The organism is Chitinophaga sedimenti, from assembly GCF_023156195.1.
In the GTDB taxonomy this organism is placed as follows: domain Bacteria; phylum Bacteroidota; class Bacteroidia; order Chitinophagales; family Chitinophagaceae; genus Chitinophaga; species Chitinophaga sedimenti.
Genome location: NZ_JAKUKA010000001.1, coordinates 1,096,716 through 1,119,863, shown reverse-complemented (window position 1 = coordinate 1,119,863; position 23,148 = coordinate 1,096,716). Strand labels below are relative to the sequence as shown.

At 51.1% G+C, this 23,148-nt stretch carries 30 protein-coding genes and 2 pseudogenes; 17 read left to right on the top strand and 15 right to left on the bottom strand.

Going from position 1 to position 23,148, the window contains the following annotated elements:
- Positions 1-168: 168 nt before the first annotated feature.
- The 12 genes and pseudogenes from MKQ70_RS06520 to MKQ70_RS06470 form a co-directional block, all read right to left on the bottom strand.
- A complete protein-coding gene (locus tag MKQ70_RS06520) occupies positions 169-354 on the bottom strand; it encodes a helix-turn-helix domain-containing protein (RefSeq protein WP_248069358.1) in 186 nt (61 codons plus the stop codon).
- Positions 342-1,046 (bottom strand): cupin domain-containing protein, encoded by a 705-nt coding sequence (locus MKQ70_RS06515; RefSeq protein ID WP_248069356.1) that lies wholly within the window; start codon positions 1,044-1,046, stop codon positions 342-344. The genes MKQ70_RS06520 and MKQ70_RS06515 overlap by 13 nt, the downstream gene beginning before the upstream one ends.
- Before the next feature lie 247 nt (positions 1,047-1,293).
- Positions 1,294-1,620: a sensor histidine kinase gene (locus MKQ70_RS06510; protein ID WP_248069354.1), complete on the bottom strand. Its 327-nt coding sequence runs from the start codon at positions 1,618-1,620 to the stop codon at positions 1,294-1,296.
- Between the two features lie 26 nt (positions 1,621-1,646).
- Positions 1,647-2,393 carry a response regulator gene (locus MKQ70_RS06505; RefSeq protein WP_248069352.1) on the bottom strand — a complete coding sequence of 249 codons (747 nt, stop codon included), beginning with the start codon at positions 2,391-2,393 and terminating at the stop codon, positions 1,647-1,649.
- Positions 2,394-2,427: 34 nt separating this feature from the next.
- Positions 2,428-2,784: a chemotaxis protein CheB gene (locus tag MKQ70_RS42035; RefSeq protein WP_282456251.1), complete on the bottom strand. Its 357-nt coding sequence runs from the start codon at positions 2,782-2,784 to the stop codon at positions 2,428-2,430.
- Between the two features lie 10 nt (positions 2,785-2,794).
- Positions 2,795-2,986, bottom strand: a complete 192-nt coding sequence (locus MKQ70_RS42030) for a chemotaxis protein CheB (protein WP_282456250.1) — start codon at positions 2,984-2,986, stop codon at positions 2,795-2,797.
- Positions 2,986-3,578: pseudogene (locus tag MKQ70_RS06495) on the bottom strand (CheR family methyltransferase). Before MKQ70_RS06495 ends, MKQ70_RS42030 begins: the two are co-directional and overlap by 1 nt.
- Before the next feature lie 11 nt (positions 3,579-3,589).
- Positions 3,590-3,787: a protein-glutamate O-methyltransferase CheR gene (locus MKQ70_RS06490; protein ID WP_248069351.1), complete on the bottom strand. Its 198-nt coding sequence runs from the start codon at positions 3,785-3,787 to the stop codon at positions 3,590-3,592.
- 136 nt (positions 3,788-3,923) lie between these two features.
- Positions 3,924-4,154: pseudogene (locus MKQ70_RS06485) on the bottom strand (response regulator); the annotation flags it as partial.
- 180 nt (positions 4,155-4,334) lie between these two features.
- Entirely contained in the window at positions 4,335-5,036 is a 702-nt protein-coding gene (locus tag MKQ70_RS06480; RefSeq protein WP_248069349.1) for a response regulator transcription factor, read from the bottom strand.
- A complete protein-coding gene (locus MKQ70_RS06475; RefSeq protein ID WP_248069347.1) occupies positions 4,987-6,711 on the bottom strand; it encodes a sensor histidine kinase in 1,725 nt (574 codons plus the stop codon). The genes MKQ70_RS06480 and MKQ70_RS06475 overlap by 50 nt, the downstream gene beginning before the upstream one ends.
- A gap of 50 nt (positions 6,712-6,761) precedes the next feature.
- Positions 6,762-7,229: a CHASE3 domain-containing protein gene (locus MKQ70_RS06470; RefSeq protein ID WP_248069345.1), complete on the bottom strand. Its 468-nt coding sequence runs from the start codon at positions 7,227-7,229 to the stop codon at positions 6,762-6,764.
- 381 nt (positions 7,230-7,610) lie between these two features.
- On the opposite strand from MKQ70_RS06470, the gene MKQ70_RS37830 reads away from it, so the two are divergent.
- Genes MKQ70_RS37830 through MKQ70_RS06400 form a run of 15 tightly spaced genes read left to right on the top strand, consistent with a single transcriptional unit; the run spans position 7,611 to position 17,892 of the window.
- The gene (locus tag MKQ70_RS37830; protein ID WP_282456249.1) at positions 7,611-7,850 is read left to right on the top strand and encodes a response regulator transcription factor; all 240 of its coding nucleotides are present in this window, start codon (positions 7,611-7,613) and stop codon (positions 7,848-7,850) included.
- Positions 7,847-7,987 (top strand): response regulator transcription factor, encoded by a 141-nt coding sequence (locus tag MKQ70_RS37825; RefSeq protein ID WP_308198949.1) that lies wholly within the window; start codon positions 7,847-7,849, stop codon positions 7,985-7,987. Before MKQ70_RS37830 ends, MKQ70_RS37825 begins: the two co-directional genes overlap by 4 nt.
- 39 nt (positions 7,988-8,026) lie before the next feature.
- Positions 8,027-8,770: a hypothetical protein gene (locus MKQ70_RS06460; protein WP_248069343.1), complete on the top strand. Its 744-nt coding sequence runs from the start codon at positions 8,027-8,029 to the stop codon at positions 8,768-8,770.
- Positions 8,752-9,171, top strand: coding sequence for a HEAT repeat domain-containing protein (locus MKQ70_RS06455; RefSeq protein WP_248069341.1), 420 nt, complete (start codon positions 8,752-8,754; stop codon positions 9,169-9,171). Before MKQ70_RS06460 ends, MKQ70_RS06455 begins: the two co-directional genes overlap by 19 nt.
- Positions 9,171-9,728, top strand: coding sequence for a glycosyltransferase (locus MKQ70_RS06450; protein ID WP_248069339.1), 558 nt, complete (start codon positions 9,171-9,173; stop codon positions 9,726-9,728). The genes MKQ70_RS06455 and MKQ70_RS06450 overlap by 1 nt, the downstream gene beginning before the upstream one ends.
- Positions 9,680-10,054 carry a glycosyltransferase family protein gene (locus tag MKQ70_RS06445; protein ID WP_248069337.1) on the top strand — a complete coding sequence of 125 codons (375 nt, stop codon included), beginning with the start codon at positions 9,680-9,682 and terminating at the stop codon, positions 10,052-10,054. The genes MKQ70_RS06450 and MKQ70_RS06445 overlap by 49 nt, the downstream gene beginning before the upstream one ends.
- Complete coding sequence (locus MKQ70_RS06440) at positions 10,014-10,607, top strand: glycosyltransferase family 2 protein (RefSeq protein WP_248069336.1); 594 nt, start codon at positions 10,014-10,016, stop codon at positions 10,605-10,607. The genes MKQ70_RS06445 and MKQ70_RS06440 overlap by 41 nt, the downstream gene beginning before the upstream one ends.
- Before the next feature lie 4 nt (positions 10,608-10,611).
- Positions 10,612-11,526, top strand: a complete 915-nt coding sequence (locus tag MKQ70_RS06435; protein WP_248069334.1) for a glycosyltransferase family 2 protein — start codon at positions 10,612-10,614, stop codon at positions 11,524-11,526.
- Positions 11,514-11,927 carry a glycosyltransferase family 2 protein gene (locus MKQ70_RS06430; protein WP_248069332.1) on the top strand — a complete coding sequence of 138 codons (414 nt, stop codon included), beginning with the start codon at positions 11,514-11,516 and terminating at the stop codon, positions 11,925-11,927. The genes MKQ70_RS06435 and MKQ70_RS06430 overlap by 13 nt, the downstream gene beginning before the upstream one ends.
- Complete coding sequence (locus MKQ70_RS06425; RefSeq protein ID WP_248069330.1) at positions 11,887-12,105, top strand: hypothetical protein; 219 nt, start codon at positions 11,887-11,889, stop codon at positions 12,103-12,105. Before MKQ70_RS06430 ends, MKQ70_RS06425 begins: the two co-directional genes overlap by 41 nt.
- Before the next feature lie 2 nt (positions 12,106-12,107).
- Positions 12,108-14,111 (top strand): tetratricopeptide repeat protein, encoded by a 2,004-nt coding sequence (locus MKQ70_RS06420; RefSeq protein ID WP_248069329.1) that lies wholly within the window; start codon positions 12,108-12,110, stop codon positions 14,109-14,111.
- The gene (locus tag MKQ70_RS06415) at positions 14,036-14,977 is read left to right on the top strand and encodes a YaiO family outer membrane beta-barrel protein (protein WP_248069326.1); all 942 of its coding nucleotides are present in this window, start codon (positions 14,036-14,038) and stop codon (positions 14,975-14,977) included. The genes MKQ70_RS06420 and MKQ70_RS06415 overlap by 76 nt, the downstream gene beginning before the upstream one ends.
- Positions 14,978-14,979: 2 nt before the next feature.
- The gene (locus MKQ70_RS06410) at positions 14,980-15,537 is read left to right on the top strand and encodes an alpha-glucuronidase family glycosyl hydrolase (RefSeq protein WP_248069325.1); all 558 of its coding nucleotides are present in this window, start codon (positions 14,980-14,982) and stop codon (positions 15,535-15,537) included.
- On the top strand, positions 15,449-17,224 hold the full coding sequence (locus MKQ70_RS06405; protein WP_308199424.1) for a DUF4838 domain-containing protein: 1,776 nt from the start codon (positions 15,449-15,451) through the stop codon (positions 17,222-17,224). The genes MKQ70_RS06410 and MKQ70_RS06405 overlap by 89 nt, the downstream gene beginning before the upstream one ends.
- Before the next feature lie 50 nt (positions 17,225-17,274).
- Positions 17,275-17,892 (top strand): hypothetical protein, encoded by a 618-nt coding sequence (locus MKQ70_RS06400; protein ID WP_248069323.1) that lies wholly within the window; start codon positions 17,275-17,277, stop codon positions 17,890-17,892.
- 130 nt (positions 17,893-18,022) lie between these two features.
- Here MKQ70_RS06400 and MKQ70_RS06395 read toward each other — a convergent pair whose 3' ends face one another.
- Positions 18,023-20,437, bottom strand: coding sequence for a phosphocholine-specific phospholipase C (locus tag MKQ70_RS06395; RefSeq protein WP_248069322.1), 2,415 nt, complete (start codon positions 20,435-20,437; stop codon positions 18,023-18,025).
- Positions 20,438-20,557: 120 nt separating this feature from the next.
- On the opposite strand from MKQ70_RS06395, the gene MKQ70_RS06390 reads away from it, so the two are divergent.
- Positions 20,558-20,764, top strand: coding sequence for a hypothetical protein (locus MKQ70_RS06390; RefSeq protein WP_248069321.1), 207 nt, complete (start codon positions 20,558-20,560; stop codon positions 20,762-20,764).
- A 119-nt stretch (positions 20,765-20,883) separates the two neighbouring features.
- On the top strand, positions 20,884-21,669 hold the full coding sequence (locus MKQ70_RS06385) for an SIR2 family protein (RefSeq protein ID WP_248069320.1): 786 nt from the start codon (positions 20,884-20,886) through the stop codon (positions 21,667-21,669).
- A 10-nt stretch (positions 21,670-21,679) separates the two neighbouring features.
- On the opposite strand, the gene MKQ70_RS06380 is transcribed toward MKQ70_RS06385, so the two are convergent.
- Both MKQ70_RS06380 and MKQ70_RS06375 read right to left on the bottom strand, forming a co-directional pair.
- Positions 21,680-22,879: an arabinose isomerase gene (locus MKQ70_RS06380; protein WP_248069318.1), complete on the bottom strand. Its 1,200-nt coding sequence runs from the start codon at positions 22,877-22,879 to the stop codon at positions 21,680-21,682.
- On the bottom strand, positions 22,876-23,106 hold the full coding sequence (locus MKQ70_RS06375; protein WP_248069316.1) for a hypothetical protein: 231 nt from the start codon (positions 23,104-23,106) through the stop codon (positions 22,876-22,878). Before MKQ70_RS06375 ends, MKQ70_RS06380 begins: the two co-directional genes overlap by 4 nt.
- Positions 23,107-23,148 lie beyond the last annotated feature (42 nt).

Sequence of the window (23,148 nt, the reverse complement as noted above, 5' to 3'; positions counted from 1 at the left end):
CGTGACAACGTTACCGAACCGTCACTGAACCATCACCCAACCATCACTGAACCATCGGCCCGGTAGCGTAACAAGGTGGAAGGGAGCGTCGCAACGGGGGCTGACCAGCGGACGAAAGCTGGCTAACTGATAAAAATGGGCTGACCAATACAACTGATCAGCCCACTTTTATTTCGTTTTATACTCCCGGATGTACTCGCTGGGGGAAATGCCGGTTGTTTTTTTGAATACGCGGTTGAAATTGATGGCGCTGTTAAAACCAGAGTTGTACGCAATGCTGGAAATGCTGGAAAACTCGCCGCTGATGATCTTCTTACAGGCTTCGTTGATGCGGATTTCGTTCAGGAACGCCATATACGTCTTACGTGTGTGTTTTTAAAGTATTTGCAGAAGGCGTGCGGCGTAATATGGGCGACTTCGGCGATCCTTTTCAGGGAGATGTTTTCACCGTAGTGTTCCATCGTATACTGGTAAATATCGTTCATGCGGATACCTTCGGAGTCGGGCAGCGAGTGTTTGGAAAAGCCCGTGGACAAAGATTTCCAATCCTTTACATCCCGGGAGAAATTTTGCAGCAGCTGCAGGAAGTTCATCAGTCTTTCGAACCCCGAGCTGTCGCTCACTTTTTTAATAACCTGTGCAATGTGCGGATCATTGACCGGCGTATGCATCTGCAACCCGCTCTGGGTACGGTCCAGGAAGCGTTTGATGAGCTCCATTTCCTGCAGGTGCAGCAGGTTTTTCAGGATGCGTTCGTGATCGAAAAAGATGTGGATGGCGTGCGCATTTCCCTTTTTGGGATTGACGAAATGCGAGGGATCGGACTTGAATATATGCGGCTGGTTGGCCCCCATTACGTAAATATCGCCCGGCTCGAACGGCTGGGTGTAATTGCCGGCAATGAGCGTACCGCTCCCTTTCACAATGAGCGTTACCTGCATTTCCTTGTGCCGGTGCAGGTAATTATAGAAGTTGGGAAGCAGGTCTTCTTCCACAACCACGGAGTCTTCAGTGGCGACTGGTACGGTAAACTGTATGACTTTCATTTTACATTGCTCAATACAAAGTATATAATCGCCACCAGATCACATTCGGTGGCATTTTTGCCGCTCATCGAATAATAAAAAGCCCCATTTGACGGGGCTTTTAAGCTACTTATTGGTGCATGAAGAGGTTGGTTATGTCATCCCGGGGGATGAAATGATTTTGCTTCTTCAAATGTAACAGGTTTAATCAGAATTGCTATGTGTGCGGCAATTTATGATAATAGAAGGACAATTTTTGATAATCCCGCTATTTCCGCCATTGGAACCAGAAACAGCTGCCTTCGCCGGGGAATGACGCTACCCATACTTTACCGCCCTGTGACTCTACCAGGTATTTGAGGATATTGAGGCCAATACCCGTACTGCCGGCATTGCCTTCGTCTACCACCTCGAACAGTTTAAAAATGCGTTCATTGTCTTTTTCTTCGATACCGGGACCGTTGTCCTTCACATAAAACTCGTAGAACGTATCGGTTTCTTTTACGCCTATTTTGATTTCGCCCTGGGTTTTATTGTTGTATTTGATGGCGTTGCCGATGAGGTTCTGGAATACCTGGTGCAGTTTGGAGCGCACGGTGAAAATCGTTGGCAGTTTGCCTTCTACCCGGATGTGGATATGCGCCGGGGAAACAGCATTTCGATGATCTCCTGGAGCAATTCGTTGGTATCCACATCTTCCACGGTCTGCTGCAATTCGTTTTTACGGGAAAACTCAAAGATGGCGGTGATCATAGCTGACAGGCTGGAGCTGGCTTTCACGGCCATGTTGGTATATTCCAGCAGGTCTTCATGTGCTTTGATGCGTTCATCTTCCTGCATGAGCATCATGAGTCCCATGGCGCCCGAGAGGGGCGATTGCAGGTCGTGCGCTACCACGTACATGAACCGTTCGAGCTGGTTGTTCACCAGTTCTTTTTCCCTTAAAGCATTTTTCAGGTCGCGGTCGTAGAAATACAACTTCTCGAATACATTTACCTTGGCGCGGGTGACCATCATATCCAGCGGTTTGGGTAAATAATCTACCGCACCTTCTTCAAAACCTTTCAGCACATGCTGCTCGTCCTTATTAATAGCGGTTACAAATATGATGGCGATGTCGCGGGTTTTAGGATTGGCTTTCAGCAGGCGTGCTACCTCGAATCCGTCCATATCGGGCATTTGCACATCCAGCATGATCAGCCCAATATCTTCATTGCGCAATACGAGTTTCAAGGCTTCGTTACCGGAACTGGCTTTAATGAACACGCGATTATCCGCGGCCAGCATTTCCTCGAGGGAGAGCAGGTTTTCGATACGGTCATCTACCAGCAGGATGGTGAATTTTCTAGGCTTGGCTTTTTCGGTCATTGGTTCGGTGTTGACAAAAACGCCTTTAGCGTTTTTACATTAGACTTTTTATATACTGTATGATCTCGTTTATGCCCATTACGCGCGCACCGTTACAGGTAGTAATGGCGGCCAGCGGCATAATGTCAAAATCTGCACTGGCAGGATCCTGTACAATGGCGGTACCTCCTTCGGCAACAATTTCACAAAGGCCTTCCGCTCCATCGCGGTTGGCTCCACTAAGCAATATGGCGGTTACACGACTCCCATAGGCAAGGGCAGCACTGCTGAAGGTCATATCAATGGACGGCCTGCTGAAGTTCACCAGCTCGGAATAATCCAGCATAAAGGTGTGATCGGTTTCCAGCATGAGGTGGTAATTCTGCGGTGCAAGATAGATACCACCAGCCAAAATTTTCTCTTTATCTTCCGGTTCTGTGATCTTTTTTCACCGATAGCAGGCGGTCCATTTCGCTCTGTACATTTCTCAGGCGATGCAACACGATCACCACGGGCACGCGCAAATCGTCTGGAATGCCTTCCAGCAGGGCCGTTAAGGGCTGTAAACTTCCCGCCGACCCTCCTATTAATATGATCCGGTTTGTTGCCTCCATTATCTTTTCCGCCTGTAAATTTTGTGATTCATATGTACCGATTCAAATGCGTTGCGCATTTCCGTAAACCGTAAGGATTCCTTAATACCCAGCGCCAGGAAACCCCAGGGCGACAAACTCTCGTAAAACAATTTCAGCACCTGGTCCTGCAGATCGCGGTTAAAATAGATGAACACGTTGCGGCAGCAAATCAGCTGAAACTCGTTAAACACTTGGTCGGTAACGAGGTTATGCTGAAAAAGGTAACATTGCGCCGCAATTCTTTGTTCAGGATCACTTTATCGTACCGGGCGGTGTAGTAGTCCGAAAACTCCTGTTCGCCGCCTGACTGTATATAATTAGCCGTATACTCCTTCATATATTCCAGCTGCACTACACCCGAGGCAGCCTTTTCAAGGTTGGCCGGGTTCAGGTCCGTGGCATAAATCCGGGTGCGATCGAGCAGTCCGGCCTCATGCAGCAGGATGGCCATGGAGTATACTTCTTCCCCGGTAGAGCAACCGGCATGCCATATCTTAATATTGGGATAGGCCGCCAGTTTGGGCAGCACAATTTCCTTCAGGGATTTGTAGAATACGGGGTCGCGGAACATCTCCGTCACATTCACGGTGAGGTATTGCACCATGCGGTGAAAAAGGCTTCATCATTGATCAGCTGGTGTTTCAGGTCGAACACCGCCTCAATACCGGCGTGCCCCATAAATCGCATCAGCCGCCGTTTGAGAGAGGCCTGTGCATAACCTGTAAAATCGTATCCGTACCGTAACCGGATTACCCGGATCACATCCGGGTAATCGGCCATCGAAATTTGTTCTTTCATACCGGGCGTCTGTTAAGCCAGCCAAACCCTCATCAGCGATAAAAGTTTGTTGCTGTTCACTGGTTTTGCGATATAATCGGAGGCCCCCGCCTCTATGCATTTTTTCCCGGTCGCCCGCCATGGCCTTGGCTGTGAGGGCGATGATGGGCAGGGATGTATATTTTGGATTAGACCGGATCTGTCGCATGGCATCGTAGCCGTCCATTTCGGGCATCATAATATCCATCAGCACCAGGCTGATGTCCGGGTGTTCTTCCAGCTTCCTTAAGGCTTCCTTGCCGTCGGATGCGGTGATTACTTCGAGGCTTTGTCCTTCCAGCAGGGCGCTGAGCGAAAACACGTTGCGCATGTCGTCGTCGGCCAGCAGCACCTTTTTTCCCTCCATCTTTACATCCGCCGCGCGCAGCAGCTTCTCTGCCCGTTCGGGGTTGTTTTCGGATTCTTTCAGCTTATACAAGAAGAGTTCCAGCTCGTCCATTAACCGGTCGGCCGAAAAAGTAGAATTCCTTACAATCGCCGCGGCTTCCCTTTAATCAGTTGTTCGTCGGCCTCGGAAATATCCTCGGTCGATGTATACGATGATAGGCGTATTTTTCGCGCTCGTCAACTGCCGCAGCCGCTGCAACTGCCGGATGCCTTCCTGCACATTACAGCCCACATCGAGTACGATGCCTTCAAAGTCGTTATTCACCAGCCGCTCCATGGCCTCCTTTACAGAAGCCACCTGCTCGTAGTGTGTTTCCATCTGCCGCTCGTCGCTCATGACCTGGATAGCCGGGTTGTTAAGCAGCCCGTCGGCCGACACGACCAGCACGTTCTTAAAGCCTGCCTGCAACTGTGCGCTGATACCGCTGAACACGGCTTCCATATCGGTCACCTGCAACGGCTTCTGCGTATACCCATGTACCTTGTTCATAACCTGGGCCGATATTTCGCCGGCGGAGATCACATGTACCAGGATGTGCTTCAGTTCATCATTGCCCTTCAGTATTTTGAGGATGCTGGTGCCATCGATCAACGGCAGGTTCATATCGAGGATAATGGCGCTGGGAAGAAATTTACGCGCCATGTACAGCCCGTCGTTCCCGTTGAGCGCCACAATGACCTTATACCCCTTATCGTGCGCCGCATCGCGCAGGATGCCGGCAAAGACCGCATCGTCCTCGATGATGAGGATCAACTTATCTGATTTCGTGACGGTGTCGCGGTCGTCGCGCACATCCTGTACCACGGGGGATTAATATTAATGGGGTTGCGGCGACCGGCACCTGCTTAGCCGGCGGCGGCGCGGCCGGTGGTGCGGTAATCATTGCTTCCCCGTTAGATTCCAGCGGCAGGATAATGGTAAAAACACTTCCCTTTCCCATCTGGCTCTCTACTCGTATTTCGCCGCCTAAACGGCGTGTAAGTTCTTTACTGATGGATAATCCCAGCCCGGTACCACCATATTTACGGCTGGTGGAGCCGTCGGCCTGGCGGAAGGCTTCAAAGATCAGCTGCAGCTTTTCCGCGGCGATGCCGGTGCCGGTGTCGGTTACCGAAATGTAAAGCAGGCCATCGGCTTTTACCAGTAGTTTCAGGTCAATGTGTCCACCGGCGGGCGTGAATTTAAAGGCATTTGAGAGGAGATTTTTAATCACCTGCTCGAGGCGCAGCCTGTCTGTACGCACCCTGTCCGGCACAGCAGCATCCACTTCAGCCGCGAAGTTGATTTTCTTTTCGTCGGCCACCACGCGGAACAGGCGCTCCATATCATTAACAATATCGCGCACATGCTCCCGCTCGAAGTTCATCTCGATTTTGCCTGCTTCTATTTTCGCCAGGTTCAGGATATCGTCGATCAGCTCCAGCAGGTCGGATCCCGACTTGTGAATGATACCGGCATATTCCATCTGCTTGGGCGTGAGGTTCTGGCCGCGGTTTTCTTCGAGCAGGCGGGCCAGGATCAGCACGCTGTTAAGGGGCGTGCGCAGCTCGTGCGACATATTCGCCAGGAATTCGGATTTGTATTTGCTGGTTTGTTCCAGTTCCCGGGCTTTGGCAGACAGCTCCTGGCGGGTAATTTCCAGGGCTTTATTCTTTTCGCTCATCTCCTCGTTGATCTGCCGCAGCTCTTCTTCCTGTACGCGCAACTCCTCTTCGGATGCCTGCAGGATTTCGGACTGCCGGGTCAGTTCTTCGTTGGTCTGGCGCAGTTCCTCCTGCTGGGTTTCCAGCACTTCCTTTTGCTGTTGCAGTTGGTGCAGCAGTTTGTTGGCCACATCGCGGGAGGAGGCTGCGCTAAGCGCCACGGCGATATCGCCGGAAGCCTGCTCTACCAGTTGCTTTTCCCGGTCGCGCACCGAGGTAAAGGCGGCCAGCTCGATCACTCCTACCTGCATATTGTCGCGCCAGAGCGGAACAAGAATCACCGTTCCGGGCTGTTGCGCGCCGGAGGCGCCCTCTATCTGCCAGTAAGACGGCGGTACATCGGTGACGATGGTAATTTCCTGGCGCATGGCGGCCTGGCCGATCATGCCTTCTTTCAATTTATATATCTTTTTTACATGGTCGGGCAGCGCAACAGTAGCGCCCATACGCAGCGTGTTGGATAACTCATCATAATAGTAGAGCGCGCCGGCCGGGTAGCGCAGGTACGATACCGGGGTGTACAGGAATTCGTGCATCATGGAGTGGAGGTCGGCGGTGCCCTGCAAACTTTCATTGAGGCGGCTCATACCCGTGAGCAGCCAGTTCCGCTCATTCGCCACCTCGTTGAGGGCGGTCAGCTCATCCACCTTGAGGGTCAATTTCCGCTCCGCCCTCCAGCGGTTGCGGAATTCGCGGAGCGTGAACCACATGAGGATAAAGGCGACCCCGAGCGTTAGCACACAGTTCAAAGCAAGCATGACGGTAGCGCGCCCCACGTAGGTGTTATTGCGGTTATTTCGGACTACTAACAGATCGCGCTCTCGCTCTACCAGCGAAAGAAGACGCCGGTGCGCGGCTTCCGGTATTTACCTTCGGTGAACGATACCTCCAGCTGGTGGGAAAATACGTACTCAATGGGGATGCGCGTCCCCAGATCTTCCCAATATTGAACAAGCCTGTTGATATCCGTTTCTATCGTATCTATCTGTCGCTGCTGCGCCAGGTTATCGATCGTAAGCCGGCGCAACCCCGCAATGGCCGGGGCAATACGAGGTTTCGTCGCGTAGTAGGGATCCAGGAATTTTTCATCTTGTATCAACCTGTAATTACTCCCGGAAACCTGCATATCGTAGATTAGCCGGTTGATTCGCTGGGCCTGGGTAATGACCTCGTAGGTGTGCTGCACCCATTCCGACTCGCGCGTCTGCCTTTTAAAAGTAACATAAGATAGAATGCTACCGGTAAGCACTAACAGTATCGAGATGGCAAATCCAATGTACAAACGGTTTTTCATCGAAATAGTCATCATATTTTGTAGGGTGTGCCGGCCACCAAGCCTTGGTTATGGCAACAAAGATAAGCCAGTTGGCCCGAAGTATGACCGACGTAGTAAAAGATCCCGTTATATTTAAAGAATATTACGGATGTGCTATGGTTATAATCAAAACATTTGTTTCTTTTGTGTAAGAGTCCTAATTATCATAGCACATAACATATCAGCAAAAAATAGCGTATTAAAACAATAAAAAATCTATTATCCATGAAAACTATTCTCTTCCCGTATTCGTAAATATCACCGGGAACACAGTGTAACATTAATTATCATATAACCGTAAAAACACCTTAAGGAATTGCAGCTCAGCAACGCTCCCTCCTTCCGTAAAACACCTGCCGTATGAGTAAAATTTTGTTAGTTGAAGATGATGAAGTAATGCCGAAAATCATGGAGCGAATACTCCACCGGGAGGAATATGCTATTGACCACGTCACCAATGGTAAAGAGGCTTTCACAAAGCTGGAGGAAACGAATTATGGGTACGATCTAATCATTACAGATATTATGATGCCCTACGCCAATGGCTTTGAAATCCTTAGCAAGGTAAAAACCGCCCTGGCGCCAAACCAATTCCCGTGATCATTGTTTCCAACGCAGGCAACGAGGACATGATCCTGGAAGGCTTTAAACTGGGAGCTGATGATTTTCTTAAAAAGCCCGTGATTCCCGGCGAACTGCTCATCCGCGTAAAGCGCCTGTTGATGCAGTACCGATAGTACCATATATAAAGACACCCATATCCAAAAACAAAGTGCATGATATCAGAGTCCTTCTCTGTGTTGTTCCACGATTTTCGCTATGCGCCACTGATAATTCAGGTTGCGCTGGTGTTTATTGTGATCGCTGTTACCGCTACTACCCTCGCGTATCTTTCCATATTGATGGCGCGGTTCAAAGGCTACCGGAAAGATAAACGGCTGGCCAAATTGCAGCCTATGATCGACCAGCTGCTCATCGAGAATATTTTAATGAACGATGCGCTGAACGACCCGGAGTTATCGCCCGAACAGGTGCAACTGCCCATAGAGGTGTTTGAACTACCCGTTTTTGAAAAGAAATGGGCCCGGCAGGCCATGATCGACCGCCTCATCAACTTCCGCAAGAACGTGCGCGGCGCCATGGGCGACCAGATCCGTAATCTCTACATACAGCTGGAGCTTGACAAAGACACGCTTAAAAAAATGAAGTCCAGCAAATGGGAGAAGAAAGTACAGGCGCTGTACGAATTTACCAGCATGGACATGTCGATTGCCGACGTAACGATCCTGCCGCTTACCAACAGCCGCAACCGAGAGCTGCGGGCAGCGGCACGGCACGCTTATATTAAACTGAGTAAAAACGAACCCTTCAAGTTCTTCGACGTGGCCACGGAGCCCTTGCTCGAATGGGACCAGGTAGAATTGTTCAAGATCATTTCTACCACGGAGCATATTGCCATTCCCAATTTCGCGCAGTGGATCACGTATTCCAAAACAAAAGCGTGGTCTCGTTCTGTTTAAAGCTGGTAGTACACTATAACCAGCTCAGTGCCGTGCCCGCCGTAGTAAAGCTGCTGGACACCAAAGACCATTACCTCCGCGCCGATGCGATCAACTGTTTAGGCAAACTCAAGGTAGAAACCGTGGAGGAGAAACTGGTGTATATGTACGACAGCCAGCCCCTGCTCTGCCAGCTCGAAATACTGAAGGCGATCGGGCGCATCAGCAGTGGAAAGTACATCGACTTCCTCCGCCGGGAGTTCCTGCATGCCACCGACTTCGAGGTGCGCAAACACGCCGCCAAGTCCATTATCAACAACCAATGGGCAGCCAAAGGACTGGTACAGGAACTGGTGGATACAGCAACTGCGGAAAACAAGCTGATTCTGAAACATAGCATGAACCCTCTAATAAAGTATTGATGACTATCTGGGAAACCATCGGGAAGATTTATGAGAGCACTATTTTTGTATACGGGTTGATCCTGCTGACTACCTATGCCCTGCTGGCCATCTTTTCTTTCATTGCCGTCAGGGCCTATGCACGAAAAGACAAATTTCATGAGCCGGATGTGCTGATGAGCTCTCCCCTCGCGCCCGGCGTAACGGTACTGGCCCCTGCCTTTAACGAGGGACTCACCATCATTTTTAACGTGCGCTCCCTGCTTACCCTCAACTATACCAATTACGAAATTATCATTGTGAACGACGGCAGTACCGACGACAGCCTGGAACAGCTGATCAACGAATTTGAGCTCGTGCCCGTCGATTTTGCGTACAATGCCAAAATACAGACTAAACCGGTCAGGCGTATTTATAAATCATCCAATCCCGCCTACGCCAAATTGATGGTGATCGATAAGGTAAACGGGAAAAGTAAGGCGGATGCCGTAAATGCAGGCATCAATGCCGCCGCGCACCCCCACTTCGTGTGTACGGACGTGGACTGTATCCGGATAAAAACACCATCACGGAACTGATCAAACCTGTGATGCAGGAAAAGAACAAGCGGGTAATCGCCACCGGCGCCACCCTGCGCATCGCCAACTCCTGCGACTTCGATGCGGGACTGATGGTGCGGATGCGGCCGCCGAAACAGCTGTTGCCCAGGTTCCGAGAAGTCGAGTATATCCGTGCATTCGTACTGGGAAAAATGGGCTGGAGCCTGTTAAACTGCGTGCCGAACGTATCGGGGGACTGGGTTTGTTCGATAAAGAAGTGGCCATCCGTTGCGGTGGATATGACCACTCTTCTTTTGGGAAGATATGGAGCTGATGACCCGTATGTGCCGGTACGCGCACGATAACAACATCGACTACGCGATCCGTTATGTGCCCAAAACCCTTTGCTGGACGGAGGCACCGTCGACCGTAAAGATCTTTAACCGCCAGCGGACACGTTGGGCGAGAGGGCTGGCGCAGCTGATGTACGCGCACTTCGGCATGTTCTTTAATCCGCGCTACGGCCGTATGGGCATGATCGTATTTCCTTATAACTTCTTTTTTGAACTGCTGGCGCCCCTCGTGGAGATCACCGGTATCATTTACTATATCGTAATGGCTGTTCTCGGGCTGATCAACTGGCCCACCGCGTTATGGCTGTTGCTGTTCGTATATACGTACTCCGTGATGATTACCACCATTGCCATCCTGTGGGACCAGCTGACGTTCAGATATTATAAAACCTGGCGGGAGGCGCTGTACCTCTGCGCCACACCGTTTATGGAATTCTTTTTATACCACCCGCTGATCGTTATTTTCTCTTTACGCGGGTACCTGAACTTCCTGACCGGCAAGAAAACCGGCTGGGGTAACATGCAGCGACGCGGATTCCAGACCACCGTGGCGCCTCAAAAATAGTGAGATGGATTTATTTAAGAATTTTTATGAAGGCTTTGTGTTCGTGTATGGCTGTACCATGTTGTTCATGTACGCCCTGCTCGCCATGCTTTCATTAATAGGGATCATCAAGTACCAGCGGAAAAACAGTTATGTGGACTACGACAAACTGCTGCAGTCGCCACTGGCGCCCGGCATTTCCATTATAGCCCCCGCTTTTAACGAATCGGTGACCATCATCGAAAACGTGCGTTCTTTGATGACGCTTAACTATCCCAAGTTCGAGATCATTATTGTAAACGATGGTTCTACCGATGATACGCTCGAGAAACTGATCCGGGAGTTTGAACTGGAGCAGGTGGACTTTGCCTACAACGAACGTATTAAATCGCAACCCGTAAAACGATTGTTTAAGTCGCGTAATACGGCGTACGACAAGTTGGTGGTGGTGGATAAAGTGAACGGTAAAAGTAAGGCGGATGCGTCGAACGCCGGCATTAACGCCGCGGCTTTCGACTACTTCCTGTGTACGGACGTGGATTGTATCATTGAAAAAGATACGCTGCTCCGTATGATCAAACCCTTTATGGACGAGGACGACAAGAAGATCAAAGAAGTAGGAGAACCTTGTCCGGAGTGCGGGTATGTACACGTGGTAGAGGATAGTAAACGGGTAATTGCCACCGGCGCTACCCTGCGCCTGGCCAACAGTTCTGACATTGATGAAGGTGTAATGGTTCGCGTGAGGCCACCACGGCAACTATTGCCGCGCTTCCAGGAAATGGAGTACATCCGCGCTTATGTATTGGGCAAGATGGGCTGGAGCGTGATCAACTGCGTACCGAACGTATCGGGGGCCTCGGCTTATTTGATAAAGAGATTGCGATCAAAGCGGGTGGCTATGACAGCAAGTCGTTTGCGGAAGATATGGACATCGTGACGCGCATGTGTACCTACATGATCGATAACAAACTGAAATACGCGATCCGTTATATTCCGACTACGCAGTGCTGGACGGAAGGGCCGCCCAACATGAAAGTGTTCAGCCGCCAGCGTACCCGCTGGGGACGCGGCCTGGCAGAGATCATCACCATGCACCGGAAAGTGATCTTTAATCCGCGTTACAAACAACTGGGCATGGTGGTACTCCCCTACAACCTGCTGTTCGAGTTCCCGGCGCCGATCATTGAAGTAACGGGCATCTTTTATTATATCTACTTAATTATTACCGGCCAGATCAACTGGCCGTATGCGATTATCCTGCTCATATTCGTGTACCTCTACTCCATCATGATCACCCATGGCGATCTGGTGGGACCACATCACCTACAGGTATTATAAAACCTGGAAGGAAGTAATCGGACTGGCGCTGATGGCCTTCCTGGAGCCACTCATATACCACCCGCTCATTGTGTTCTTCGCATTGAGAGGCTACTACTTCTTCCTGATCGGGAAGAAGCACAGCTGGGGCAATATGCAGCGACAGGGTTTTGGCAAGAAAAAAGTACAAACTGTTTAAACATGATGATGGCATCTTTCAGATATATTTTATTCGCTTCGATTTTATTAATGGGATTAAGGGCGCAGGCGCAGCTGTTTAGGAAAGGCGGCGATGCGGACGCGTTGTACGAGCAGGCCGTACAGGAAACGAAGAACCGGAACTACCAGAAGGCGATTGAGCTATCGAAACAGGCACTGGCGAAACGCCCCGACTTTACCGACCAGCAATTGCTGCTCGGCCGGTTGTACATGCTTACGGGCGACAATAAACAGGCGCGCCAGCAGGTAAGCGCAGTGATCCTGAAAGCGCCGCGCTACCGTGATGCCTACTTGTATGCCATCAATATCGAGATGAGTGAAAAGAGATACGAGGAAGCCGTTTGTTTCGTGGATGAGGCTTTATACGAGTTCCCTAATGATAAAGAACTGATGCTGAAAAAACTCAGCATCATGGACGCCTCCGGCAACTACTACCGTGGCGATGCCTTTGCCCCGCAACTGCTCGACCGTTACCCGCAAGATACCACCGTACAAAAGGCTTACATCGGGCACCATTTGCTGGCCGCCGAACAGGCGCAGCGGACCGGCAACACCGTGATGGCAAAGGAACATTTCGAAAAAGTGCTGGCCGTTGAGCCGGCGAACGAGGAGGCAAAGGTGGCCATCATGAACATGTACATGCGCAACCAGAATTATGTGACCGCACTGGAGCAGATAAATGCCGAACTGGCCAAAAATCCATCTTCTTATGAGCTTTTGATGAAGAAATTAGGATTGCAGGAGCAGCTACACCAATACCCGGATGCCCTGGGCACATTAAAAGAAATCCTGAAACACTACCCGAACGATACAAAAGCACGCCGTCTTGAAACCGAACTGCGGATGGATGCGGCCACTTATTATACAGACACCGATCCTTACCTGCTATACCAGGGCGTGCTGGAAAAGCAACCTGGTAACCGCGAAGCTTTGGACAAATTGATTGGACTGAGTATGAGTAGGGGTGCGTACCGCGAAGCGCTGTCCTGGATTAACCGCGGGTTAAAAACCAATCCGAATGACCAGCGTTTGCTCGGGTTAAAGATAGACGTACTGGAAGCTGACCGTAAATTTACAGAGGCGGCGTCGCTGGCTGGTCGCCTGCGGCAGCTGAACCCCGGGTCGGCGGACCTGCGTAACCGTTATACCTACTTAAAAGTACAAAGCGGCCGCGATTACCTGGCACAACAACAGTACGACCTGGCAGTAGCGGAACTCGAAAACGCACGGCAGGCCTCTCCTAACGATACGACCGTATTGGACATGTTGGCCAATACCTATATTTCGCGCAGGGACTATAACCGCGCTTTAACAGCGCTGGATAATGCCCTCTCCTATTACCCCGCCAACACCCGCTTTTTAGTAAAGAAATCGAGTGTGCTGGCCGAAATGGGAAGGTATGACGAATCTGCAGAAATCGTAGAAACCTTGCTCAGCGCAAATCCCGGTGATGAGCGATACAGTGCTACCTTCGTAGAACTGCGCCTGACTGCCGGCCGCCTGCTGTTGCAGTCGGAAGAATATGACCTCGCGAAACAACAATTTGCGCAGGTACTGGCACAGTCACCCGACAACATAGACGCCCTCAACTACATGATTAACCTGGAAAGCGCCACCAAACAGCCGGACAGCGCGCTGGCCTACGCCAACCAGGGACTCTCCTACTACCCGGACAATAAAGACCTTTTACTGAAGAAGGCGGCCGCTTTAACGGAACTGAAACGCTACGCCGAAGCTAACGACATCAATGCGCAGCTGTTACAACGTTATCCGTTTACGCTGCGTTATAAAACCGCTTACAGTGACGGCCTGCTGCAACAGGGCCAGGACTATCAACGAAACAACCAGCCGGACAGCGCACTGGCGGCTTTCCGTAAGGTGCTGCAGCTGAATAAACGAGACTCCCCGCTTTGCTATACAGCATCAACATTTACAGCAGCCGCGGACAGAACGACAGCGCACTGGCGCTGGCGGAACAGGGGTTAAAATACTATCCTTCGCAGGAAACCTTCCTCATGAAACGCGTAGTATCCCTCGAAAACCAGCAGCGCTTCGCAGAAGCCACGCTGGCGGCAGACAGCCTGGTGAAACTGAACGGCAGCTTCGTCAACACCGATTACGCCGACTACCTGCGCAGCAAAACCCTGAAGAACCAGTTTGGTCTTTATTACCTGAATACCACGTACGATTACTCATCCAGCAAATACCAGATTGCGACCCTGGAGTATCGCCGCTTTATCAAAAAAGGGTCGATCGCCGGGCGCATAAGTTATGCGGGAAGACAGGTGGGGACGGGCATCCAGGGCGAACTGGAGGCATATATCAACCACAGCAAATCATTATACAGCTACGGTATTGCAACTTATTCCAACGCAGTAGCCTTTCCGCAGATGCGTTTAGGGTATTCCATCTTCAAGACTTTTAAACATGATATTGAAGCCGAGCTGGGCGCCCGTTACCTGAAGGCGGACAGCATTTCGAGCATTTCCGGTGTGGTGTCGCTGGCCAAAACGTTTAACGACTTCTGGATAAATGGCCGGGCATATTTCATTGTCGATTCTTCCGACTTCAACACCTCTTTTAACCTGACCACGCGTTATTACATGAACCGCGGCCAGGACTTTTTAACCGTGATGGCAGGCTTAGGTACTTCACCGGATGACCGCAGCCGCCTGATCGCCTTCCCGCAGTTATCGGGCTTGCTGACACGCAGTGTGGGCGCGGGTTATCAGAAGACAATCAAATACAGGAACACGCTCAGCATCAACGCAACCTGGATCAACCAGAAAATTGGTGACAACCAGTTTCAGAACCAGTACGATCTTTACCTGATGTTCCTGCGAAAATTCTAGCCATGCAAAAACTGCTACAGGCCTTTTTGATGATGTTGGCCATATTAACGGGCCCCGGTTGCCACATTAAAGCCGGCGATATTACACTGGTGCAGAACGGTTCGGCCAAACATGTAATTGTGCTGCCGGACGAGCCATCCAGGGCGGAAACCCGCGCGGCGGAGGTATTGCAGCAGTACCTGAAAAGGATGTCCGGTGCAGGCGTTTCGATCCTGAAAGAAAGTGCGTATAATAAGGACAGGGCGGCGATCTTCATTGGCAAAACCAATCGTAATGCGGCCTTAAATAAGGACAAGATAAAGGGAGAAGGCTTCCTGATTGCTTCGGATGCCAGTAACATTTTTATCCTTGGCGGAACAGGCAAAGGGGTGCTGTATGGCGTATACACCATCCTGGAAAATTACCTGGATGTAAAAAATATGGCGCTGGCCCGGCGACAGTACCTGCGCGCAAAACCGTTACCATTCCTCAATTCCTCGACGATCGCCGAGCCCGGTATTCGCCTACCGCGAAACCTACTACCCTGCCTCTGCCGATGCCGAATACCTGGAATGGCATAAACTGCACCGCTTCGAAGACCTCTGGGGCATCTGGGGGCATTCGTTCTTTAAGTTGGTACCGCCTACAACTTACTTTGCCTCTCACCCGGAATATTACGCGCTGGTAAACGGTAAACGGCAGGCAACACAATTGTGCCTGAGCAACGATAACGTATTACGCATCGTGACAGAATCGCTGCGCAAGGCCATAGCCGACAATCCCGATGCGATGTACTGGTCGGTAAGCCAGGAAGACGGCGGCGGCTTTTGTAGCTGCGATAAATGCCGCGGCATCAACGCGGCGGAAGGTGGCACACAGGGTTCGCTGATCAGTTTTGTAAATCGTGTGGCAGCCAGGTTTCCGCAGCAGAACATTACTACACTGGCGTACGAGCAGACCGTTCATCCTCCTAAAAATATTAAGCCGGCAGCCAATGTATACGTGATGCTGAGCACCATTGCAGTATACCGCCAGGAGCCGATCGCGACCACCGCATCGGCCGCAGGTTTCAGGGAAGACCTGAAGGGCTGGTCGGACAAAACACCGAATATCTTTATCTGGGACTATACCACGCAGTTTACCAATTACCTCGCTCCCTTCCCCGACTATGCGAACCTGCAGCCTAACCTGCAATACTTTGCAAAGAACGGGGTGAAAGGCGTATTCTCGCAGGGAAGCGGCGCCACGCATAGCGACATGGCTGTTTTTAACAGCTTTATACAGGCGAAGCTGCTCTGGCAACAGGATGCAGACTACGCCGCGTTAAGTAAGTCTTTCTTTACTGATAACTTTGGTGCGGCGGGGCCACATATCGCCGCGTACGTGGATGCTTTGCTGAAAGGTGTACAATCTTCCAAAACACGCCTGGATATTTATGGCGGCACGAATGCGGCCTACCTGCAACCGGCGCTGCTCGATCAGTACTCCACTCACCTGGACCAGGCGGAGAAAGCGGCCGCCAATAACGTTTACCTGCAGGACCGGGTATACGAAGCCCGGCTGCCGCTGGAATACGTGGTGCTGCAACAGTCGAGGTTTTACGGTACCGAAAAGTATGGATACCTGGTACCACAGGGGAACGCTTACGTGGTAAACCCTAAATGGCCGGAGCGGGTGAAACGCTTTACGGAGCTGGCGAAGAAAGCGGGCGTAACGGAGCTTTCCGAAGGCGGTTTAACGCCGGACGCTTATGCGAAAGAATGGGCGGAGATCTTTGCTAAGAAATGGCTGAACAGCGTGGCATTTGGGGCAAAGGTGAGCCTGCAATTCCCTTATTCGGAAGATTACCCGGCCAAAGGTGAACGCACTTTAACCGACGGTCTTACCGGCGGCCTGGACTTCAGCACCAACTGGTTATACTTTTACGGCCAGGATATGGTGGCCACCATTGATCTCGGACAATCGAAAAACATTAAAACGATACAGGCCGGCTTCCTGCAGGATGCACGTCATTATATTTTTGCACCCGTTAGCGTTACGGTGGAAACATCGGCAGACGGACGCACGTTTAAACCGGCAGCCCGCCAGGACCTGCCGGCAGCAGCCGAGGAAGATTATACGGCCGCGATCCGCAACATCACCTTGCAAACACCTGCCACCGGTATTCGTTACATCCGCGTGACCGCGAAATGCCTCCCCGCCATGCCAGGCTGGAGGGGAGTAGATAAGAAGGTCGGACTATGTTGTGATGAAATAACCGTTTTATAAATTAGAAAATTTCATAAATTGGGCTCCGCTAACTGTAACTGTCTGACAAAATGGAGCCGATACTGGACCCGAAGGCCCTCATACCATATTGGGCCGCATCCTTCTCTCAAAGAGATTACATGCGGTTTCTCACCGTTATTGATAACTACTGCCGGAAACGGGAGTTGCTGTATACCCTTAACAACCGCGAACTGAAGATCCGGGGCGAACCCACGCGCTTTGCCATGCTGGCCCTGGAAGACCTTGCCCGGCGCTGCGCCGCGGCAGGTGAAGGCGAATGGCCAGACCTCGTGCGGGAACGCCTGGAGGCATTGCACCACTCCGCCATCTTTGAGCAGGAGTTTGCTGAAAAGGCCGACCGCTATAATTACGCAAAAGGTTTCCTCGCGGTTCGGCTGTATGCCCCCTCCTACATCGCACATTTTGATAAGGACCAGCTGCTCGGTCAGCAGGTAGCCGACGACCTCTACGCCATGTTGGTATTTGACCTGGGCGCCGTGTTGAAAAACGTAGATCCTTCGCGGTTAGTGAAGTGGAAAGTAACAACCGGTGTGGCGTTACAGGATGCTTTGGAGAATATGCGGGTACGGCAAAATGCGGCGCGGGTGTTATTGAGCGGGAGTTTGAACGGGAAAGTGCCCGTAGATCAGTTGGGGAAATGGGGGTGAGTTTACAGGGAATCAAAAAATAGAAAGGGCTGATCCAAAAGTAAAATGGAGGCTTTGAGAATCGTATAAACGATAACAGGTACCCGAATAAATTAGGGCTGACCATTACTTTTTGGTCAGCCCCTTTTCTTTACGCCATAGCAGGGTCGCTGATGCTCTCTTTGCCATTTTCGAGGCGGCCGGCGAAACGGTATGCCATATTTCCTTCGCTGACCGTGAAATCATACCAGCCCTTTGAGTGCTGCGTGTCCACGCTCATGTTAGTACTGCCTGGTTTCAGGGCCATACTACGGCTATGTTGACCATACGCATTATCCGTAAGTGCCACTGCGCCCTTAGCAGATGACATTAAACCTACGGCGACATTATCATACTTACTTTTCCCGTCGGAACGTGCGGTAACATGTACCGAAACAACATCCTTTTCCGTGCCCCTGAAGCCGCGGTAAAAACCATTCGGACCGTATACCTCGATAGCATACTTCCCGTGTTCCAGCGGCCATGCGGCTTCCAGTTCTTCCCCGGCTGCCACCGCGAAGTTGCGGACTTTTCCATTGGCGTATACCGAAAATGCGGCGCCGGCAGATTTGGTATTGAACCGCTTTACATCCACCTTAAACTTGATGGTAAAGGTTTTAGCATCTTTCGTTAAACTCCCATTCACATACAACTCATAAGGCAATGCGCAAGACGGCCTTGTTCCTTCTTCTTGCTTCGGCGCATACGGTGTTTGACGGAAGTTTTTAATTTCCTCCGGTGTTAGTGCTTTAAAACTATCGGGCAATGGTTTTAATCGCGCTTCATGGATGGATTGCAGCACTTCATTACGCTCCAGGAACTCCGGCAGGTTTATTTTCTCGCCATTATAAGGTCTGAATATCGACGTCAGGTCCCCACAAACCGCCCTGCGCCAGCTACTGATATTCGTTTCTTTAATCTCCTTGCCTGTTTTCTTACTAAGGAACTTTTCAAGGAACTGTAACGGCGAAGTATGATCGAATACTTGTGAATTCACATACCCACCACGGCTCCAGGGAGATGCCACCACGAAAGGCACGCGGTACCCAAGTCCGATAGGACTTTCCCGCGCCTCATGCGAGTCGAGGTCTTTGCGGCGCAGCTCCTGTTCGCGCGTTACCCACTCCCCTTTTGCATTGATGCTTTTAGACACCGCACCGGTGGCCGGGTCGTTCGGGTTCGGCGCTACGAAAGGCGGCACGTGGTCGAAGTACCCATCGTTTTCATCATAAGTAAGAATGAAAATCGTTTTCTTCCATACTTCCGGGTTGTGCGTGAGGATGTCCATTACTTCGGATACATACCAGGCGCCATACCATGGGGCAGACGGATGATCACAAAAGTTTTCAGGCGCTACGAGCCAGGACACCGCAGGCAGTTTGCCGGTTTTCACATCTTCCCTGAACTGGTGTAACACATCACCCTTTGGCACTTTCATCGTTTGCTCCTTCCCGTTATCCTCGTAGGTGAGCGAAGACAGTTCCCGGTAATGCGGGTCGTTTACATTGGTAGAAAAAGCCTTTTCGTGCAATGCTTTGTGATAGGCTGATAACTTGTCGAAATTAGCCGGGTTGAATTGTTCGCGGCGCTTTTCTATCTTTTCGAGTGCGGCTTTTTTCTCCGCATATTTCTTGTCTGTTTCCGGCAGTGCGGCAATTTCCTTTCGCAGTTCGGCGGCGCGGCGCTCAAGGTAGGCCATATGACTGCGCGCATACCCGATATTAAACTCGGGGAACCACTCAATGGGATTGTCGGTAAAGTTGGCGAGCCAGGCATCTTCTTCTCCCGAAAAACCGGTGGAGATACTTACTTCATTCTGATAAATGCGCCACGACACTCCATGCTCCTCGAGTCGCTCGGGAAACGACTTCCAGGTGGCCCACGAATCATACTCTATATCCGAATTACGTACGGCCGCGTGCGAGTCGTCATCTTGCGGGGGACGAATAGTGCCGCTCCACAAGTACAAACGGTTAGGCGTGGTGCCGGTCAGCGAGGAACAGAAGTGCTGGTCGCAGATGGTGAAAGCATCGGCCAGTCCGTAGTAGAATGGCAGGTCTTCGCGGGTATAATACCCCAGGGTGAGTGGCATTTCACGATAGTCTTTGTTGCCGGAGCGTTTCGCCACCAGCCATCCATCGTATTTGCCATCATTGCGCGCATCTACCTGGTTTTCCCAGGAGTGCGGCAAAGAGCTCATCCGGGTAGATTTTGTGTCTTTGATATTTAACCGGAAAGGTGCATATGTTTCGCCCTTTTTATTGGCCTGCAGCCACACGGGGTGGCCCGAAGGCAGTGTAATGGCACGTGGATCGTTGAAGCCCCGTACGCCGCGCAAACTGCCGTAGCAGTGGTCGAACGAACGGTTCTCCTGCATAAGGATCACTACATGCTCCGCATCCTCAAAAGTGCTGCCCGGGGCAGGATCGATGGCCAGCGCCCGTTGTACGGAGGCTGGTAGTCCGGCAAACACGCCACTGCCCGAAAGCAGGGCCGCCTTTTTCAGAAAGTCCCTTCTGGAATCCATATTCAACTCAAATTGAGCGGAAAAAGTAATCATTATCTTTTAAAAAACATATTAAGATAGTGCTACTAATTACCACCAAAATGCTAGTGGTGGCCGCAAACAATGTACTATTTTGGGCACATGAAACTGTTATTACTCGTTGCATGCGCGTTTTTCGCGCGACCGGCGGAGGATAAAGTGTATGTTTGTAAATCCGGTACCAGTTATGCCTATCATAAAAAGGTTTGCCAGGGACTGAAAAAATGTACGCACCGTATAGATACCGTAACTGTTAAAGAAGCCATTGCTTCGGGACATAAAAAGCCCTGCGGGTATTGTTACAAATAAGCGTACTTTTAAAAGAAAGCACCTGCTGATGCCCCCATTTCCCTGCTTGTAGGCAACGACATCAACAACGCCACCCAGCAACTCAGCTGGAGCGATCTGCTGACCAAAATCATCGCGCGTTGCGGGGTGGAGCAGCAAATCGCCCCCATAAAGAAAAGCCGTTCCCGCTGCTGTATGAAGAAATATTTCTCACCTCACTCCAAAAGAACAGGATGAAGGAAGTGGAGCTGAAAAAGTATATCGCGGAAGAAGTGAGCCGGATTCAGCCTAACGAAATTCATGCGCGCATCCGCGCACTGCGTATTCCGCATATCATGACGACTAACTACGAGTATTCTCTCGAAGGAAAGCCGCCTAAAAGCAATAGCAGCCTCGTAAAAGAGCAGCTTTACAGCGTATTTCGCTGCGCCAGGCACGAAGACACCACCTATTGGCATGTACACGGTGAATGCCGCTCCCCGCGCTCCATCAACCTGGGTTACGAACACTACGGCGGACAACTGCAGCAGATGCGGAATTACGTGGTGACCGGCACCCTGTATCAAACTGATAAAATTCTAAAAGATTCGCTCGAATACCGGCTGCGCGAAAAGCAGATCAATTACCAGTCGTGGCTCGATTTATTCTTCACGACCAATGTGCACATATTTGGCCTGTCGCTCGACTTCTCCGAAACCGATCTTTGGTGGCTGCTCACTTTCCGCGCGCGGCTGAAATTTTATAAAGAAGCAGCGGTTAATAATGAGCTATTTTACTACGTGCCGGATAAATTCGCGGAGAGCAGCAAGTTTAAACTTGAAATGTTGCAGGCGACGGGCGTAACCGTTGTTGTGCTGCCTTATGCCTCTCCCCTGGCCTATTACCACCTGGTGTTGGATGAAATTACCAGAGCGGCGGGCGTTTAAAGCATCAACGTTAACAAACCCGGCGTACTTCCATATTCAGTAACGCGCCTAATTTAGATATTTTATCAGCAATATGCCCCACACCAACAGCACAGTGATGCGCGGGACCATGGCTGTTCCAGTCGTTTACAAAACGCCGCGCGCCGATCGCGAAACGATAGCGGCTGTTGGTATTACCGATCTGTAAAATCGGGCCGGGTACGGATTCGGCTTCGGCTACGAGTAATAACAATCCCCCGCCGGGCGCCTCCACAACCGACAGAAGCGTGACCGGTCCGTGTTTCACCATCATTTCCACCGATAACCCTTTTCCTACCTTACCATGATAAACTTCCAGCGGCCGCACGCGCGTTTTACCTTCTGCGATCGCGATATGACCGGGGCCGTCATGCCCCATCAACACTACATCATCGGTGAAATCCATCGCATAATATTCGGTAAAAGAACCTCCGGCGCCAAAGCTGTCCATGATCTTCATGGCCTGTGCGTTCTTGATCTCATATTCGCCTGCCACGGGGATGCCACGGGCCGTGAGCAGCGAGTTGCCGAGGATGATGGATGCAATGGCCGTTTCATTATCGGCATTCCCCGTGCCTTTGTAATAATACGCCATGGAACCCAGCTGGTAGTGCGCCACCAGTTTATCCAACGCCACGGACGTAATCGCCGCTTTTTCCAGTTCATCGGGCAAACAATCCGCCTGCACCTCAAATGCATCATGAAAGCGCGCAATGCGTTGCTGTACTTCCCCGTCCGTTACGGTTTTGCGTAAGGCTGCCAGTTCCTCTACTTCTATTAGTTCGATGTGTCCGCCGAAGGTCGCGTATTGCTGTGTGAGATCAGTGTAGATGTCAAGCATGCCACTATAGTAATGCCCCATGCAACCGAGGCGGTTATAGGCCATGATGTGCGCCACACGGGCGGCTTCCACCCAGCCGGCAATTTCCTGCCAGCAGGCTTCGTCGTTGTACAGCATACCGGTTACCTGGTGAAAGCGGATACCTGCGCGTTTAAACACGTTCGCAATCTCCGGAACGGGACAGGCAGCGCAATGTGCGAGCCACTCGCCGGTCATCTGCGTGCGGTCGGATAAGGCGTTAAATGCGGTGTAATCAATGGCTGCCGCAGGCGACAGGTTTAATATAATCACCGGGACCTTTACGCGTTGCACAACAGGTAACACCGTAGACGACAAGGCATATGTCGTCACATATATAGAAAGATAATATCGACATCCTCCATGCGGAATAGTTTGCCGGTGCGGAACGCGGCGTCGGCATTATCTACCAATCCGCCGTTAATGACATTCGGATGCAGTTCCTGCAATCGCTGCGCAACCATGTTCAGGTAGCCTTCCAGGCGTGCTTTTAGACCGGGGAATTGCGGCCAGTAAGTATCCAGTCCTATGCCGAAAAGGCCTATGCTCATCGTACTCATATCGGGAATTTTATGGAAGATCGGCTGTTCGGGCTTTCAAAG

Excerpts from the sequence above, each read along its gene's own strand:
- MKQ70_RS06490 (WP_248069351.1), bottom strand. The coding sequence starts at position 3,787 with ATGGCCGATTACCCGGATGTGATCCGGGTAATCCGGTTACGGTACGGA.
- MKQ70_RS42030 (WP_282456250.1), bottom strand. The coding sequence starts at position 2,986 with ATGGAGGCAACAAACCGGATCATATTAATAGGAGGGTCGGCGGGAAGT.
- MKQ70_RS06520 (WP_248069358.1), bottom strand. The coding sequence starts at position 354 with ATGGCGTTCCTGAACGAAATCCGCATCAACGAAGCCTGTAAGAAGATC.
- MKQ70_RS06440 (WP_248069336.1), top strand. The coding sequence starts at position 10,014 with ATGGAGCTGATGACCCGTATGTGCCGGTACGCGCACGATAACAACATC.
- MKQ70_RS06375 (WP_248069316.1), bottom strand. The coding sequence starts at position 23,106 with ATGAGTACGATGAGCATAGGCCTTTTCGGCATAGGACTGGATACTTAC.
- MKQ70_RS06515 (WP_248069356.1), bottom strand. The coding sequence starts at position 1,046 with ATGAAAGTCATACAGTTTACCGTACCAGTCGCCACTGAAGACTCCGTG.
- MKQ70_RS06450 (WP_248069339.1), top strand. The coding sequence starts at position 9,171 with ATGACTATCTGGGAAACCATCGGGAAGATTTATGAGAGCACTATTTTT.
- MKQ70_RS06420 (WP_248069329.1), top strand. The coding sequence starts at position 12,108 with ATGATGATGGCATCTTTCAGATATATTTTATTCGCTTCGATTTTATTA.
- MKQ70_RS06470 (WP_248069345.1), bottom strand. The coding sequence starts at position 7,229 with ATGAAAAACCGTTTGTACATTGGATTTGCCATCTCGATACTGTTAGTG.
- MKQ70_RS06395 (WP_248069322.1), bottom strand. The coding sequence starts at position 20,437 with ATGGATTCCAGAAGGGACTTTCTGAAAAAGGCGGCCCTGCTTTCGGGC.
- MKQ70_RS06505 (WP_248069352.1), bottom strand. The coding sequence starts at position 2,393 with ATGACCGAAAAAGCCAAGCCTAGAAAATTCACCATCCTGCTGGTAGAT.
- MKQ70_RS06435 (WP_248069334.1), top strand. The coding sequence starts at position 10,612 with ATGGATTTATTTAAGAATTTTTATGAAGGCTTTGTGTTCGTGTATGGC.
- MKQ70_RS06390 (WP_248069321.1), top strand. The coding sequence starts at position 20,558 with ATGAAACTGTTATTACTCGTTGCATGCGCGTTTTTCGCGCGACCGGCG.
- MKQ70_RS06400 (WP_248069323.1), top strand. The coding sequence starts at position 17,275 with ATGGAGCCGATACTGGACCCGAAGGCCCTCATACCATATTGGGCCGCA.
- MKQ70_RS37830 (WP_282456249.1), top strand. The coding sequence starts at position 7,611 with ATGAGTAAAATTTTGTTAGTTGAAGATGATGAAGTAATGCCGAAAATC.
- MKQ70_RS06460 (WP_248069343.1), top strand. The coding sequence starts at position 8,027 with ATGATATCAGAGTCCTTCTCTGTGTTGTTCCACGATTTTCGCTATGCG.
- MKQ70_RS06410 (WP_248069325.1), top strand. The coding sequence starts at position 14,980 with ATGCAAAAACTGCTACAGGCCTTTTTGATGATGTTGGCCATATTAACG.
- MKQ70_RS06430 (WP_248069332.1), top strand. The coding sequence starts at position 11,514 with ATGGACATCGTGACGCGCATGTGTACCTACATGATCGATAACAAACTG.
- MKQ70_RS06425 (WP_248069330.1), top strand. The coding sequence starts at position 11,887 with ATGGCGATCTGGTGGGACCACATCACCTACAGGTATTATAAAACCTGG.